Source organism: Sphingomonas flavalba, from assembly GCF_004796535.1.
In the GTDB taxonomy this organism is placed as follows: domain Bacteria; phylum Pseudomonadota; class Alphaproteobacteria; order Sphingomonadales; family Sphingomonadaceae; genus Sphingomonas_L; species Sphingomonas_L flavalba.
In genome coordinates this window covers 45,161-59,704 of the sequence record NZ_SPHY01000005.1, presented here as the reverse complement: position 1 = coordinate 59,704, position 14,544 = coordinate 45,161, and the positions used below count along the sequence as shown (strand labels likewise).

At 70.6% G+C, this 14,544-nt stretch carries 13 protein-coding genes; 9 read left to right on the top strand and 4 right to left on the bottom strand.

Annotated features, from left to right (window positions below; translation table 11 throughout):
- Positions 1-189 precede the first annotated feature (189 nt).
- From E4A53_RS06760 to E4A53_RS06730, 7 genes are all read left to right on the top strand, one after another.
- On the top strand, positions 190-1,593 hold the full coding sequence (locus tag E4A53_RS06760; protein ID WP_136162339.1) for a glycosyl transferase family protein: 1,404 nt from the start codon (positions 190-192) through the stop codon (positions 1,591-1,593).
- Entirely contained in the window at positions 1,590-2,588 is a 999-nt protein-coding gene (locus tag E4A53_RS06755; protein WP_136162338.1) for a hypothetical protein, read from the top strand. Before E4A53_RS06760 ends, E4A53_RS06755 begins: the two co-directional genes overlap by 4 nt.
- A 77-nt stretch (positions 2,589-2,665) precedes the next feature.
- Entirely contained in the window at positions 2,666-3,580 is a 915-nt protein-coding gene (locus E4A53_RS06750; protein ID WP_136162337.1) for a sulfite exporter TauE/SafE family protein, read from the top strand.
- Entirely contained in the window at positions 3,580-4,344 is a 765-nt protein-coding gene (locus tag E4A53_RS06745) for a TIGR02186 family protein (RefSeq protein WP_136162336.1), read from the top strand. The genes E4A53_RS06750 and E4A53_RS06745 overlap by 1 nt, the downstream gene beginning before the upstream one ends.
- 106 nt (positions 4,345-4,450) lie before the next feature.
- A complete protein-coding gene (locus E4A53_RS06740; RefSeq protein ID WP_420822614.1) occupies positions 4,451-6,127 on the top strand; it encodes an ATP-binding protein in 1,677 nt (558 codons plus the stop codon).
- Positions 6,128-6,212: 85 nt separating this feature from the next.
- Positions 6,213-6,974: an SDR family NAD(P)-dependent oxidoreductase gene (locus tag E4A53_RS06735; protein ID WP_136162335.1), complete on the top strand. Its 762-nt coding sequence runs from the start codon at positions 6,213-6,215 to the stop codon at positions 6,972-6,974.
- Positions 6,971-8,296 (top strand): amidohydrolase, encoded by a 1,326-nt coding sequence (locus tag E4A53_RS06730; protein ID WP_239018165.1) that lies wholly within the window; start codon positions 6,971-6,973, stop codon positions 8,294-8,296. Before E4A53_RS06735 ends, E4A53_RS06730 begins: the two co-directional genes overlap by 4 nt.
- Before the next feature lie 79 nt (positions 8,297-8,375).
- Here E4A53_RS06730 and E4A53_RS06725 read toward each other — a convergent pair whose 3' ends face one another.
- From E4A53_RS06725 to E4A53_RS06715, 3 genes are all read right to left on the bottom strand, one after another.
- Entirely contained in the window at positions 8,376-9,488 is a 1,113-nt protein-coding gene (locus E4A53_RS06725) for an ATP phosphoribosyltransferase regulatory subunit (RefSeq protein WP_136162334.1), read from the bottom strand.
- The gene (gene serA / locus E4A53_RS06720) at positions 9,488-11,065 is read right to left on the bottom strand and encodes a phosphoglycerate dehydrogenase (protein WP_136162333.1); all 1,578 of its coding nucleotides are present in this window, start codon (positions 11,063-11,065) and stop codon (positions 9,488-9,490) included. Before serA ends, E4A53_RS06725 begins: the two co-directional genes overlap by 1 nt.
- 70 nt (positions 11,066-11,135) lie before the next feature.
- Positions 11,136-12,320: a phosphoserine transaminase gene (locus E4A53_RS06715; RefSeq protein ID WP_136162332.1), complete on the bottom strand. Its 1,185-nt coding sequence runs from the start codon at positions 12,318-12,320 to the stop codon at positions 11,136-11,138.
- Between the two features lie 157 nt (positions 12,321-12,477).
- On the opposite strand from E4A53_RS06715, the gene E4A53_RS06710 reads away from it, so the two are divergent.
- Positions 12,478-12,747, top strand: a complete 270-nt coding sequence (locus E4A53_RS06710) for a DUF1294 domain-containing protein (protein ID WP_136162331.1) — start codon at positions 12,478-12,480, stop codon at positions 12,745-12,747.
- Here E4A53_RS06710 and E4A53_RS06705 read toward each other — a convergent pair.
- Positions 12,724-13,635, bottom strand: a complete 912-nt coding sequence (locus E4A53_RS06705) for a DMT family transporter (RefSeq protein ID WP_136162330.1) — start codon at positions 13,633-13,635, stop codon at positions 12,724-12,726. The genes E4A53_RS06710 and E4A53_RS06705 overlap by 24 nt on opposite strands.
- Before the next feature lie 203 nt (positions 13,636-13,838).
- On the opposite strand from E4A53_RS06705, the gene E4A53_RS06700 reads away from it, so the two are divergent.
- Positions 13,839-14,516 carry an extensin family protein gene (locus tag E4A53_RS06700; RefSeq protein WP_136162444.1) on the top strand — a complete coding sequence of 226 codons (678 nt, stop codon included), beginning with the start codon at positions 13,839-13,841 and terminating at the stop codon, positions 14,514-14,516.
- Positions 14,517-14,544 lie beyond the last annotated feature (28 nt).

Here is a 14,544-nt window from a genome sequence, read left to right as displayed (position 1 = left end):
ATCCTGAAATGGGAAGCCGGGTGGGGGAGCGGGCGGAAGCGCCCAAGGTTCCGGCGATGCGCAGCATCGTTGGAATGGCGCTGGAGGGCGGTGCAGCTTGAACAGGACAATCCCTAAACCCTTGCCTAAACAGAAAATTAAGCACAGCCTTCATCGTCCGAGTCTATGGGAGGGGGCTTCCGACTGGGCATGGGGGCGGAACCGCTGCTCTGGCTGCTCGATCACGGCACGCACGAACTGATCCTGTTCGCGGCGGCGTTCATCCTGATCGGCGGGCTGGACGATCTGGCGATCGACCTGGTCTGGCTGGCGCGCAGCCTGTGGCGGCGGATCGCCGTCTACTCGATCCACCGCTGTGCGGACGCGACGACGCTGCCGTCGCCGGAGGCGCCGGGGCTGATCACGTTCTTCGTGCCGGCGTGGCGCGAAGCGACGGTGATCGGCCGGATGCTGGCGGCAACCGTCGCGCGGCTCGGCCCCGGCGACTGGCGTATCTATGTCGGCTGCTACCCCAACGACCCGGAGACGATAGACGCGGCGGCGGCGGCCGCAGCGGGCGATCCGCGCATCCGCGTCATCGTCGGCAGCCGGCCCGGGCCGACGACCAAGGCCGACAACCTGAACCGCCTGTGGGCGGCGCTGCTGCGCGACGAAGCGGCGGACGGGCGGCGGGCGAAGGCGGTCGTCCTCCACGATGCCGAGGATGTCGTCCACCCGGCCGAGGGCGCGCTGTTCGATGCGCTGGTCGGCCGGTTCGACCTGATCCAGCTGCCGGTGCTGCCGCTGATCGACAGCGACCGGCCGTTCTGGCGGCGATTCGTGTCCGGCGCCTATGCCGACGAATTTTCCGAGGCGCATGCCAAGACGCTGGTTGTGCGCGAGGCGCTGGGCGCCGCGGTGCCGGCCGCCGGGGTCGGCTGCGCTGTCGCACGCGACATGCTAGAGCGGATCGCGGCGCGCACCGGCGACCGGCCGTTCGACGACGGCAGCATGACGGAGGATTACGAGCTCGGGCTGCGGATCGCCGAGCAGGGCGGGCACGGCATCTTCGTGCGGCTGCCGGGCAGGCGCGGCGGTGCGGCGGTGGCGGTGCGCGCGCATTTCCCGAATAGCTGGGACGCCGCGATCCGCCAGCGATCGCGCTGGATGGCCGGGATCGCCCTGCACGGCTGGGACCGGATGGGCTGGCGGGGCGGGCTTGCCGAACGCTGGATGCGGATGCGCGACCGGCGCGCGCCGCTGGCGGCGGCGGTCCTGTTCGCCGCCTATGCCGGGATGGCCGGCTGGCTGCTGCTGCGGCTCGTCGCGCCGCCGGGCTATGCGCCGGTTCCGATCGGCCGCGCCGGCACGACGATGCTGGCGGCGACGGCGGCGCTGCTCGGCTGGCGGATGGCGTTCCGCTTCGCCTTCGTCGCCCATGCCTATGGCGTGCGCGAGGGGTTGTACGCGCTGCCGCGCATCATCGTCGCCAACGTGGTGACGATGCTGGCGGCCCGGCGGGCGCTGATGCGCTATCTGCGCCGGCTGCGCGGCGGTGCCATCGAATGGGACAAGACCGACCATGTCTTTCCCGACCGGATGCCGGCCGCGTGACCGGCGCCGGCCACCCGCTGCGCTTTCTCGCCGCAATTACCGTCGGCTGGGTGGCGGCGCGCGCGGTGATGCTGTGGCCAGCGCCGGCAGCACTGCCGACGCCGGCCGCGCCGCCGCCATTGCTGTTCGCGCCGCTGATCGCGTGGAGCGAAGCATCCCTGCCGGCGCGGGCCGTCCGGCAGTTGACCATCCGCCTCGACCCCGCGCCGCCGGTGACGCCGGAGCGGGCAACGGTGCCGGCGGCCGAAATCGCGGCCGGGGCGTCGGCGCCCCCGGCGATGTCCGCGCCCGGCCCGTCGCCGTCGGACCCGCCGCCGGTGCTGGCACGAGGCGATCCGATCGGCGTCGCGCCGCACGCCGGGCGGCGGCTGACGGTCAGCGTCTGGGCGCTGCTGCGCGGCAAGGGCGCCGCCAGCCTTGCCGGGGGTGGGCAGCTCGGCGGATCGCAGGCCGGGCTGCGCGCCGGCTACCTGATCGCCCCGGCGGCGCGGGTGGCATTGTTCGGCCGACTGGCGGCACCGCTTGCCGCCCCCGGCGGGCGCGAGGCGGCGATCGGGCTGGAATGGCAGCCGCTGGCCGGCCTGCCGGTCCGCCTAGCCGCCGAGCGCAGGCTGGCGCTGGATGGCGGGCGCGACGCCTATGCGCTGGGCATAGCCGGCGGCATCGCCCCGGTGGCGCTGGGCGGCCGCGTCGTCCTCGACGGCTATGGCCAGGCCGGGATCGTCGGATGGAAGCGACGCGCCGGCTATGCCGACGGAGCGCTGCGCGTCGAGCGGCCGGTGGCGACGGCGGGGCCGGTGCGGATCGCGGCGGGCGCCGGGGCGTGGGGCGGCATCCAGCCCGGCGCCGGGCGGATCGACATCGGCCCGCAACTGGTCGCGCGGGTGCCGGCGGCCGGCACCACACTGCGTCTGGCCGCCGACTGGCGCCAGCGCGTCGCCGGAAACGCCCGGCCCGGTTCAGGCGCGACGCTATCGTTGGGTGCCGACTTCTGAGGCGGTTCACCTTGGCCGCGAACCCGGCTAGAGCGGGGCGGTCGGCCCGATTCCAGGGCCATTAGCCGGAACGCCGCGTGGACCTGTACCTGCCCATCGCCAACCTGTCCGTCAACGCGCTGGTCATCGTCGCGCTGGGCGGCGCGGCCGGCATACTGGCAGGGATTTTCGGCGTCGGCGGCGGTTTCCTGACCACGCCCCTGCTGATGCTGTACGGCGTGTCGCCGACCGTCGCCGCCGCATCCGGCGTGATGCAGGTGACCGGTGCCAGCGTGTCCGGCGTCATCGCCCATTTCCGGCGCGGCGGCGTCGACGTGCGGATGGGCGGCGTGCTGGTCTGCGGCGGGGTCGTGGGCGTGATGGCCGGCGCGGTGCTGTTCCGCCTGCTCCAGAAACTGGGCCAGATCGATATCCTGATCGCGCTGCTCTACGTCGTCATGCTGGGATCGATCGGCAGCCTGATGGCGCGCGACGGCATCCGCGCGCTGCTCGCCGAGAAGCGCGGCGCCCCGCCACCGCCGCGCGCCCGCCGCCACCACCCGCTGGTCGCGGCGCTGCCGCTGCGCTGGCGTTTCTACGGCTCCGGCCTCTACATCTCGCCGCTGGCGCCGCTGATCCTGGGCGCGGCGGTCGGGGTGCTGACCGTGCTGCTCGGCGTCGGCGGCGGCTTCATCATGGTGCCGGCGATGCTCTACATATTGGGCGTGTCGACCCGCGTCGTCGTCGGCACCTCGCTCTATCAGGGCCTGTTCGTCACCGCGATCGCGACGATGACCCACGCGCTGACCACCCACGCCGTCGATATCGTGCTGGCCGGGCTGCTGTTGATCGGCAGCGTCGTCGGCGCCCAGATCGGCACCCGCATCGCCCAGAAGCTGAAGCCCGACCATCTGCGCCTGTTCCTGGCGATCCTGGTGCTGGCGATCACCGTCCGCATGGCGCTCGGCCTCGGCTGGCGGCCCGACGAAATCTATTCGATCCAGGGATCGTGATGCGCGCGCTCGCCCTGCTGCTGCTCGCCCCGCTGCTGCTGGCCCAGAACCGGCCGCCGAACCAGCCGGTGCTGGTGCCGGACGTGTCGCAGCGCGACATCCGGATCATCTACAGCTTCACCGGCGCCGAGCTGCTGCTGTTCGGCGCGATCCTCCATCCCGGCGGGCGGATACCGGACAAGCCGGCCGACATCATCGTCGTGCTGAAAGGGCCGACCGAATCGATCGTCGTGCGCGAGAAGCGCAAGATCGCCGGCATCTGGATGAACGCGGCCAGCGCGCGCTTCCGTTCCGCGCCCGGCTTCTACGCCGTCGCCTCGTCCCGCCCGATCGGCGAGATCATCGACGAGCGCACCGCCGCCATCTACGAGCTGGGCGTCGGCAACCTGCAGCTCTCCGCCGCCGACGCCGGCAGCCTGGCGCAAACCAAGCGGTTCGAGAACGGGCTGGTCGACCTGCGCCAGCGCAACGGCCTGTACGTCGAGCAACCCGACGCGGTCGAGATCACCGACGGCGCGCTATACCGCGTCCATATCGCCATACCGGCGCGGGTGCCGGTCGGCGACTACACCGCCGAGACGTTCCTCGTGCAGGACGGCCGGGTGCTGGCCGGGGCGGTGCGCGAGATCGCGATCCGCAAATCCGGCTTCGAGCGCTTCGTCGCGATGGCGGCGGAGCGCTGGTCCTTCCTCTACGGCGTCGTGTCGATCGCGCTGGCGCTGCTGCTCGGCTGGGCGGCGGGATCGCTGTTCAGGCGGGTCTGAGCGCCGGCCACCGGATCGGCAAATCCCGCATGTTGCGGACAAAAGCGAAATCTTTACCTGCGCCGCGCTAAGGCCGGGCCGAAACAGCCGCGACAGGACAAGCATGATGACCGACATGGCCGGGGTCTCCACCGGACTGCGCCTTCCCCACGAGGAGGACGGCGAATCCGTCACCGTGCGTAGCGCCGAGGCCAACCGCATCATCATCGGTGAGATTATCGAAGTCGCAGGCTGGGCACGGGTGCGGATGGACCCGGAAGTGCTGGCGGTGCTGGCGGACCATGCCGACCCGAGCATGGCAATTTCCGGACAGGTCGGCAGCCAGATCAAGATGAAGATCGGCGCCATCTGGGTGATGGCGAGCATCCGCGCGCTGGCGCGGCTGGAGGACGGGGCGATCAGCGCCACCGTCGATTTCCTCGGCGAGGGCGACGAGGAACGGCTGACCGGCCGCATCTACGGCTTCCGCCGGGGCGTGACCCGTTTCCCGATGCCGGGCTGCAAGGTCTATCCGGTGTCGAGCGCCGACATGAAGGAGATGTACGCGGCCGAGGCGCGGCCGAACATCGAGGTCGGCACCGTCTACCCGACCCGCGACGTACGCGGCGCGCTGTTCATCGACGCGATGCTGGGTAAGCATTTCGCGCTGCTCGGATCGACCGGCACCGGCAAGTCGACGTCGGCGGCGCTGATCCTCCACCGCATCTGCGACATGGCGCCGGAAGGCCACATCGTGATGATCGACCCGCACGGCGAATATGCCGCCGCGTTCAGGACCAACGGCGCGATCTTCGACGTCGGCAACCTGGCGATGCCCTACTGGCTGATGAATTTCGAGGAGCATTGCGAGGTTCTGCTCACCTCCTACGGCGACAACCGGCAGACCGACGCCGACATCCTCGCCAAATGCCTGCTCGCCGCGCGCGCCAAGAGCCGTGCCGCCGAAGGCATATCGAAGCTGACCGTCGATTCGCCGATCCCCTACCTGCTGTCCGACCTGACCGGCATCATCACCGCCGAGATGGGCAAGCTGGACAAGGCGACCGACAGCGCGCCTTACATGCGGCTGAAGACCAAGATCGACGAGCTGCGCAACGACCCGCGCTACAGCTTCATGTTTTCCGGCATGCTGGTCGCCGACACGATGGCCGATTTCCTCGGCCGCATCTTCCGCCTGCCCGGCGCCGGCAAGCCGATTTCGATCATCGACGTGTCGGGCGTGCCGTCCGACATCACCTCCGTCGTCGTCGCGGTGCTGAGCCGGATGGTGTTCGACTATGCGATCTGGTCGCGCGACGAGCCGCACCGCCCGATCCTGCTCGTCTGCGAGGAAGCACACCGCTATATTCCGTCCGACCATGTCGGCAACGGCCAGGCGGTCCGCAAGATCCTGGAGCGGATCGCCAAGGAAGGCCGCAAATACGGCGTGTCGCTGGGGCTGGTGACGCAGCGGCCGTCCGACCTGGCCGAAGGCGTGCTGTCGCAGTGCGGCACGATCATCGCGATGCGCCTGAACAACGAGCGCGACCAGAGTTTCGTCAAGGCGGCGATGCCGGAAGGCGCGCGCGGCTTCCTCGACACCATCCCGGCACTCAGGAACCGCGAGGCGATCATCTGCGGCGAGGGCGTCGCCATCCCGATCCGCGTGTCGTTCGACGCGCTGGAGGAACGCAAGCGGCCGGCGTCGAACGACCCGCTGTTCTCCGAATTGTGGACGCAGGCCGGCGGCGAGGAGGAAATCCTGAACCGCGTCATCCGCCGCTGGCGCTCACAAGGGCGCTGAGCCCCCCGCCCTCACCGGGCCACCCAACGCCGATATTGCATTTCGCCCCGCGCCGCCGATAGGTGGGCGTGAGGGAGATATGCCGATGAATCTGGATGGTATTGCCGCGATCGTCACCGGCGGCGCGTCCGGCCTGGGCGGCGCCACCGCCGTGCGGCTGGCGAAGGCCGGCGCGAGGGTGACGCTGTTCGACCTGAACGAGGAGGCGGGCGCCGCCCACGCCGCCGCGATCGGCGGGCTGTTCGCCCCGGTCAACGTCGCCGACGAAGCCAGTGTCGACGCCGGGCTGGCGGCGGCGGCCGCCGCGCACGGCACCGCCCGCATCCTGGTCAACTGCGCCGGCATCGCCCCGGCGATCAAGACCGTCGGCCGCGACAATGTGCCCCACCCGCTCGACGCCTATCGCAAGACGATCGAGGTCAACCTGATCGGCACCTTCACCGTCATCTCGCGCTTCGCGGCCCTGCTCGCCGCCGCCGAGCCGATCGGCGAGGAACGCGGCGTCATCGTCAACACCGCCTCGGTCGCCGCCTATGACGGGCAGATCGGCCAGGCGGCCTATGCGTCGTCCAAGGGCGGTGTCGTCGGCATGACCCTGCCGGTCGCGCGCGACCTGGCGCAGTTGAAGATCCGGGTGATGACGATCGCGCCCGGCATCTTCCTGACCCCGATGCTGATGGGTCTACCGCAGGCGGCGCAGGACAGCCTGGGCACGCAGGTGCCACACCCGAGCCGGCTCGGCAAGCCCGAGGAATATGCCCAGCTTGTCGAGGCGATCATCGCCAACCCGATGCTGAACGGCGAGGTGATCCGCCTCGACGGCGCGATCCGGATGGCGCCGCGATGAGCCGGCTGCCGATGTGGGGCGCCGCGCTGCTGGCGCTGGCCGCCGCCTCCGCCGCCGCCCAGCCCGACACGCTCCGCGCCGCGGTCACCGGCGACATGCCGTCGTTGATGACGCTGTACCGCGCCCTCCACGCCGCGCCCGAGCTGAGCGGCGCGGAGGTGAAGACGGCGGCGGTGATGGCGGAGGAAGCGAAGAAGGCCGGCTTCGCCGTCACCACCGGCGTCGGCGGCCACGGCGTCGTCGCGGTGTTGAAGAACGGCGCCGGGCCGACGGTGCTGCTGCGCACCGACATGGACGCGCTGCCGGTGGCGGAGCAGACCGGTCTGCCGTTTTCCAGCAAGGTCGTCGCGACCGGGCCGGACGGGCAGCAGACCGCGGTGATGCACGCCTGCGGCCACGACACCCATATGGCGAGCTGGGTCGGCGCGGCGCGGCGGCTGGCGGCGCTGAAGGACCAGTGGTCCGGCACGCTGGTGATGATCGCCCAGCCGGCGGAAGAGACCAACGCCGGCGCGACCGCGATGCTGAAGGACGGGCTGTTCACCCGCTTTCCGAAGCCCGACTATGTGATCGCCTTCCACGATTCCGCCTCGCTGCCCGCCGGGGTGATCGGCACGACGGCGGGGCCGGCGCTGGCCGCAGTCGATTCGGTCGACATCCTGGTCAAGGGCGTTGGCGGCCACGGTGCGGCGCCGGCGACGACAAAGGACCCGATCGTGCTTGCCGCGCGGATCGTCACCAGCCTGCAGACGCTGGCGTCGCGCGAGATCGACCCGCAGGACCCGGTCGTCGTCACCGTCGGCTCGATCCATGGCGGCACCAAGCACAACATCATCCCCGACGAGGTGAAGCTGCAACTGACCGTACGCAGCTATTCGGCGGAAACGCGCGACAAGCTGCTCGACGGCATCCGCCGCATCGCGCGCGGCGAGGCGATCGCCTCCGGCATGCCGGAGGACAGGATGCCGGTGGTCACGCCGTTCGGCACCTATGCCGATCCAACGATCAACGACGCGCCGCTGACCGCGACGATCCACGAGGCGTTCACCAGGCGCTTCGGCAAGGAGCGGGTGGTGCAGGCCAAGCCGGTGATGGTCAGCGAGGACTTCGCCCAGTACCGGCTGGCCGACCCCGCCCATATCCAGAGCCTGATCTTCTGGGTCGGCGGCGTGCCGCAGGCGAAATGGGACGCGGCCGGCGGCGATGCGGCCAGGCTGCCGTCGCTGCACAGTTCGGGCTGGGCGCCCGATGCCGAGAAGGTGATCGCGACCGCGGCCGAGGCGATGACGACGGCGGCCGTCACCATGCTGGGCAAGCGGTAGGCGCCCTCGACACCGTCATTGCAGCGGTAGTGGATTGCTTCGCTGCGCTCGCAATGACGATGGAATGGTGGCGGGCGTCCTAGACCGGCGTCGGCGCGCCCTCGACCAGCGCGTGGGTGCAGGCGAGCGCCGTCGCGTCGCAGCGTTCGTCGAGCGCCGCCACCGTCACCCAGCCCTCGCCGCGCAGGCGGGCGGCCAGCGCCGGATCGGTGCCGAGCGGCAGGAACAGGCGCGGGCGGGCGTTGGCGGCGGCCAGACGCTCAATCAGCGGATCAGGGTAGAGCGAGAAGCCGATCGCCGGTTCCTCCCCGCCCCGCCCGTCGAGGATGGTGTAGCTGCCGCCCCGGCCGATCTCGCCGGCCAGCCCGTCGACGAACAGCGAGAAGCCGAACCAGCTCTGATATTCGAAGCCGTGGCGCTCGGTCGGGTCGAGGGTCAGCGTAGCGCGGCCGGCGAGCGGCGCGGCGACGGCGCGGAGCGCGGCGATCCGGCTGGCGAGCACGCCGCCGGCGTCGATCGCCTCCAGCCGGGCGAGCGCGCTGTCGAGCGGCCCGGCGGCGTGGATCAGTGGCAGATAGGCGTCCGCCCCCGCCGCCGCGAGGCCGCCGGCGTCCTTGGCGTCGAGCAGCGCCTTGACCCGGTCGATCGCATCGGCCGGCAGCGGAAACGGCCCGGCGGCCAGGGTATCGACCAGATCGGGCAGGGTCAGGTCGACGGTGATCGGCCCGGCCCCGGCGGCGTCGAGCGCGGCGATCGCCACCGCGACGATCTCCGCCGCCGCCGCCACCGTGTCTCGGCCGATCAGCTCGGCGCCGAGCTGGGTCAGTTCCCGTTCCGGGTTGAGTTGAGTCGCGCGCAGCTTGATGACGCTGCCGCCGTAGGACAGGCGCAGCGGCCGCGCGCGGTGCGCCATCCGCGTCGCGGCGATGCGGCCGACCTGAGTGGTGATGTCCGGCCTGAGCGCAAGGGTACGCTGCGACACCGGGTCGACGAAGCGCAGCAGATCCTGCGCCTTCGCCGCCTTCAGCCGCCCGACCAGCGCTTCCTCGAACTCGGCGAGCGGCGGGGCGACGCGTTCGTAGCCATAGCCGGCGATCGCGTCGGCGACCGCGCGGGTGAGCGCGACGGCCGCCTCCGCCACCGGCGGCAGCCGGTCACGCAGCCCCTCTGGCAGCAGGCCGGGCGCGATCATCAGAACCGCAGCGCCATCGCGACCTTGACCCCCGGCAGGCCGCGGATCGTCGCCAGCAGCGATTCGTCGACCGGCGAGTCGATCGACAGCAGCAGCACCGCTTCGCCACCGGCACTGCGCCGGCCGAGGTGGAAGGTGCCGATATTCACCCCCGCCGCGCCGAGCGTGGTGCCGAGCCGGCCGATGAAGCCGGGGGCGTCCAGGTTGACGATGTAGAGCATGTCGCCGGCGAGATCGGCCTCGACCTTGACGCCGAAGATCTCGACCAGGCGCGGACTGGAATCGCCGAACAGCGTGCCGGCGACCGACTTCTCGCCCTCGCTGGTCTTGACCGAGACGCGGACCAGCGTGTGGTAGTCGCCGGCGCGGTCATGGCGGACCTCGCGCACGTCGAGCCCGCGCTCGCGCGCCAGGAACGGCGCGTTGACCATGTTCACCGTGTCCGAATAGACCCCCATCAAGCCGGCGAGAACGGCGCCGGTGATCGGTTTCTGGTTCAGATCGGCCGCGGCGCCTTCAACCTCGATGGCGATGCCCGACAGCGCGTCATGGGCGAGCTGGCCGACCAGCGAGCCGAGCTGTTCGGCCAGCGCCATATACGGCTTCAGCTTCGGCGCTTCCTCCGCCGACAGCGACGGCACGTTCAGCGCGTTGGTGATGCCGCCGGACAGCAGATAATCGGAAATCTGTTCCGCCACCTGGATCGCGACATTGACCTGCGCCTCGTCGGTCGAGGCGCCGAGATGCGGGGTGGAGACGAAATTGGCGGTGCCGAACAGCGGGCTGGCCTTGGCCGGTTCCTCGACGAACACGTCGAGCGCCGCGCCGGCGACATGGCCGGAATCGAGCGCCGCCTTCAGCGCCGCCTCGTCGATCAGGCCGCCGCGCGCGCAATTGACGATGCGCACGCCCGGCTTGGTCTTGGCGATATTCTCCGCCGACAGGATGTTGCGGGTCTGGTCGGTCAGCGGGGTGTGCAGGGTGATGAAATCGGCGCGGGCAAGAAGCTCGTCCAGCGTCACCTTCTCGACGCCAAGCTCCACCGCCCGTTCGGCCGACAGGAACGGATCATAGGCGACGACCTTCATCTTCAGGCCGAGCGCGCGGTCGGCAACGATCGAGCCGATATTGCCGGCACCGATCAGGCCGAGCACCTTGTTGGTGACCTCCACGCCCATGAAGCGGTTCTTTTCCCACTTGCCGGCCTGGGTCGAGGCGTCCGCCTCCGGCAGCTGGCGGGCGAGCGCGAAGATCAGCGCGATCGCATGTTCGGCGGTGGTGATCGAATTGCCGAACGGCGTGTTCATGACGACGACGCCCTTCGCCGACGCCGCCGGGATGTCGATATTGTCGACGCCGATGCCGGCGCGGCCGACGACCTTCAGGTTGGTGGCGGCCGCAAGCACATCCTTCGTCACCTTGGTCGCCGAGCGGACGGCGAGGCCGTCATAGTCGCCGATGATCGCGATCAATTCTTCCTTGGTCAGGCCGGGCTTCTCGTCGACCTCGACGCCGCGTTCGCGGAAGATCGCGGCGGCCTTCGGGTCCATCTTGTCGGAAATCAGTACCTTGGGCATGTATCTGTCCTTGTTCGCTCCCGCGCGCGTCGGGGGGAGCCGGAGAATGGGAATAGGCGCCGGAGGGCGGTCAGGCGGCGTGGGCCTCGCCCCAGGCCCAGTCGAGCCAGGGGCCGAGCGCCGCGATGTCGGCCGCATCGACGGTGGCGCCGCACCAGATGCGCAGGCCCGGCGGCGCGTCGCGATAGCCGGCGATGTCGTAGGCGGCGTCCTCCGCCTCGAGCAGCGCGGCGATCTTCTTGACCAGCGCCAACTTGCCGGCATCGTCCAGCCCGGCGACCGCCGCGTCGGCGAATTTCAGGCAGACGCTGGTCGTCGAGCGGGTCGCCGGATCGGCGGCGAGATGGTCGAGCCAGTCGCGCTCGGCGACGATCGCGTCGAGCGCGGCGGCGTTGGCGCTGCTGCGCGCGACCAGCGCGTCCAGCCCGCCGAGCTGCTTCGCCCATTCGAGCGCGAAGATGTAATCCTCCACCGCCAGCATCGACGGGGTGTTGATCGTCTCGCCGGCGAACAGCCCCTCGATCAGCTTGCCGCCCTTGGTCATGCGGAAAATCTTCGGCAGCGGCCAGGCCGGGGCGTAGCTCTCCAGCCGCTCGACCGCGCGCGGGCCGAGGATCAGCACGCCGTGGCCGCCCTCCCCGCCCAGCACCTTCTGCCAGCTGTAGGTGACGACATCCAGCTTGTCCCACGGCAGGTCCATTGCGAACACCGCGCTGGTCGAATCGGCGAAGGTCAGGCCGCCGCGATCGTCCTTGATCCAGTCGCCGTCGGGCACGCGCACGCCGGAGGTGGTGCCGTTCCAGGTGAACAGCACGTCGTGATCCTGATCGATCGCGGCGAGGTCCGGCAGTTCGCCATAGGGCGCGCGCAGCACCGTCGGGTCGATCTTCAGCTGCTTGACCGCGTCGGTGACCCAGCCTTCGCCGAAGCTTTCCCACGCCGCCACCGTCACCGGCCGCGCACCGAGCAGCGACCACATCGCCATTTCGACCGCCCCGGTATCCGACGCCGGGACGATCGCGATGCGGTGGCCGGCGGGCACGCGCAGGATCTCGCGGGTCAGGTCGATCGCATAGGCGAGGCGGCTCTTGCCCAGCTTCGAGCGGTGGGAGCGGCCGAGCGAGCCGGTCGCCAGCCGTCCCGGCGCCCAGCCCGGCGGCTTCGCGCAGGGCCCGGACGAGAAATGCGGGCGGACGGGTTTTGTGGTGGGGCGTTCGATACGCGCGGGGATGCCCGCGGCGGGGGTCTTCGTCATGTAGTCTCTCCTTGCAGAGAGCGCGCGCCGCGTTGGGACGGCGTGGCCCGCCGCCGGCCCTAACGGCGACGGCGGCGCTGTCAAGGGACGATCGCGCCGGGCGGGGGCGCGGAAACGGGGTAACGGCCGCGCAAGCATTTGAAGATAAGCGTGTTTCATGGCGCCGCTGACACTCATCGGCCTTGTCGCCGCGATCAACGCCTGGACGATGCTGCGTTTCGGGCAGGATAAGCGCCGGGCCGAGGCCGGCCACCGCCGCATTCCGGAGTCGGACCTGCTGACGCTTGCCGCGCTGGGCGGCACGCCGGGTGCCTATCTCGCCAGGCGGATGTTCCGCCACAAGACACGCAAGCAGCCGTTTTCGGATCGGCTCCACCTGATCGCGGTGGTGCAGGCCGGGCTGTTAATCGGCCTGTTGGTGCTGTGAGCGCACCGTCGCGCTGGTGACGATGCCGGCGAGGATCAGCACCATGCCGGCGGCGTGGAACGGACGCAGCGCCTCACCGAGCAGGAAGGCGGCGAGGAAGGCGCCGAACAGCGGCATCAGGCTGATCGCCTGCCCGGCCTTGCCGGCACCGATCGCCGTGACCGCCGCATTGTAAAGGAAATAGGCGACCAGCGACGGCAGGATCGCGACATAGGCGAAGGCGCCGATGCTGCCCGGGCCGAGCGCCGGAAACCCGGTGGCGCGCCATTCCCCGATCGCCAGCGGCAACATCGCCAGCGCGCCGATCGCGAAGGTGACGGCGATGAAACTGGACGGATGCACCGCCGGGCGGGTGCGCAGCAGGCTGGTATAGATGCCCCAGACGACCACCGCCGCCAGGATCAGCAGATCGCCGGTGCCGAAATCCAGATGCAGCAGCGCCTGCGGATCGGCGCGACAGACGATCAGCACCACCCCGGCGGTCGACAGCAGCACGCCGCCGATCGCCTGCCAGCCGGAGCGCGTGCGGAACAGCAGATAGTCGAACAGCAGCACCAGCCCGGGGATCGCCGCCTGCAGCAGCATCGAGTTGGTCGCGGTGGTGAAGCGCAGGCCGTAGTAGAGCAGCGCGTTGAAGGTGGCGATGCCGAGCAGACCGAGCAGCAGCACCCGCCGCCACGCCCGGCGCAGCTCCGCGCGATCGGCGACGACATGGCGCAGGGCAAACGGCGCGACGAGCAGCAGCGCCCCGGCCCAGCGGACCAGCGCCAGCGTGAACGGCGGAATATCGTCCCTGACCGCGCGGCCGACGATCGAGTTGCCCGCCCAGAACAGCATGACCAGCGCCAGCATGGCATAGGCCCGCAGATCGGTTCGGGTGATCGTCATGCCATGTCCTGTTGAAGGGGAGCGGGCCGGTGCCGCGCCAGGCCCTTAACCTCTCTCCCGACGAAAGGGAATCGGTGCGCCTGTGCGGACGGGGCATGAGGTGGTGGGGCAGACGCCCGACTCCGTTTCGGCACGGTTCGTCGCAAGCCGCCGCCGCCAGCCTTCGTTCCGCGGATCGAACCGGCGATCATCGGCGGGTGAGCATGGGGCGGACCGGACGGATCGGGATCGGCGCGACGATCATCGCGGCGCTGGCGCTTGCCGCCTGTTCCGGCGACCGTGGACGCCGGTCGTCGGCGCGCAAGCCGACACCGGCCGCGCAGCTGATGCCGGGCATCACCTCCGCCCCGATCCGGCAGTGCCTTGGCCGGCTGGCGGGGCAGGGCGTCGATTTCCAGCCGCTGCCCGACCGCGATTTCGGCGGCGGCTGCCTCGCCTACGGATCGGTCAAGCTGCTCGACGTCGGCACGCCGACCACCAATCTGGGCGCGATGACCTGCCCGCTGGCCAGCGCCTTTTCCGGCTGGGTGCGGTTCGGCGTCGTGCCCGCTTCCCGCGCCTGGCTGGGCAGCGAGGTGGTGAAGGTCGAGACGTTCGGCACCTATAGCTGCCGGACGATCAACGGCATCGGCGCCACCGACCGGCTGTCCGAGCATGCGCGGTCGAACGCCGTCGATGTCGCCGCCTTCATCCTGGCCGACGGGCGGCGGATCAGCGTCAAGACCGACTACCGCTCAGCCGATCAGGCGGTGCGCGGCTTCATCAAGGCGGTGCATCAATCGGCCTGCAAGCGCTTCGCAACCGTGCTCAGCCCCGACTACAACGCCGCCCACAACGACCATTTCCACCTCGACATGGGGCGCGGGCCGTTCTGCCGCTGACCGCCGGCGCGGCCCGCGCTTGAACCGA

Coding starts and splice junctions, on each gene's coding strand:
- E4A53_RS06725 (WP_136162334.1), bottom strand. CDS start 9,488: ATGATCGCGCCCGGCCTGCTGCCAGAGGGGCTGCGTGACCGGCTGCCG.
- E4A53_RS06730 (WP_239018165.1), top strand. CDS start 6,971: ATGAGCCGGCTGCCGATGTGGGGCGCCGCGCTGCTGGCGCTGGCCGCC.
- E4A53_RS06715 (WP_136162332.1), bottom strand. CDS start 12,320: ATGACGAAGACCCCCGCCGCGGGCATCCCCGCGCGTATCGAACGCCCC.
- E4A53_RS06760 (WP_136162339.1), top strand. CDS start 190: ATGGGGGCGGAACCGCTGCTCTGGCTGCTCGATCACGGCACGCACGAA.
- E4A53_RS06710 (WP_136162331.1), top strand. CDS start 12,478: ATGGCGCCGCTGACACTCATCGGCCTTGTCGCCGCGATCAACGCCTGG.
- E4A53_RS06745 (WP_136162336.1), top strand. CDS start 3,580: ATGCGCGCGCTCGCCCTGCTGCTGCTCGCCCCGCTGCTGCTGGCCCAG.
- serA (WP_136162333.1), bottom strand. CDS start 11,065: ATGCCCAAGGTACTGATTTCCGACAAGATGGACCCGAAGGCCGCCGCG.
- E4A53_RS06700 (WP_136162444.1), top strand. CDS start 13,839: ATGGGGCGGACCGGACGGATCGGGATCGGCGCGACGATCATCGCGGCG.
- E4A53_RS06740 (WP_420822614.1), top strand. CDS start 4,451: ATGACCGACATGGCCGGGGTCTCCACCGGACTGCGCCTTCCCCACGAG.
- E4A53_RS06705 (WP_136162330.1), bottom strand. CDS start 13,635: ATGACGATCACCCGAACCGATCTGCGGGCCTATGCCATGCTGGCGCTG.
- E4A53_RS06735 (WP_136162335.1), top strand. CDS start 6,213: ATGAATCTGGATGGTATTGCCGCGATCGTCACCGGCGGCGCGTCCGGC.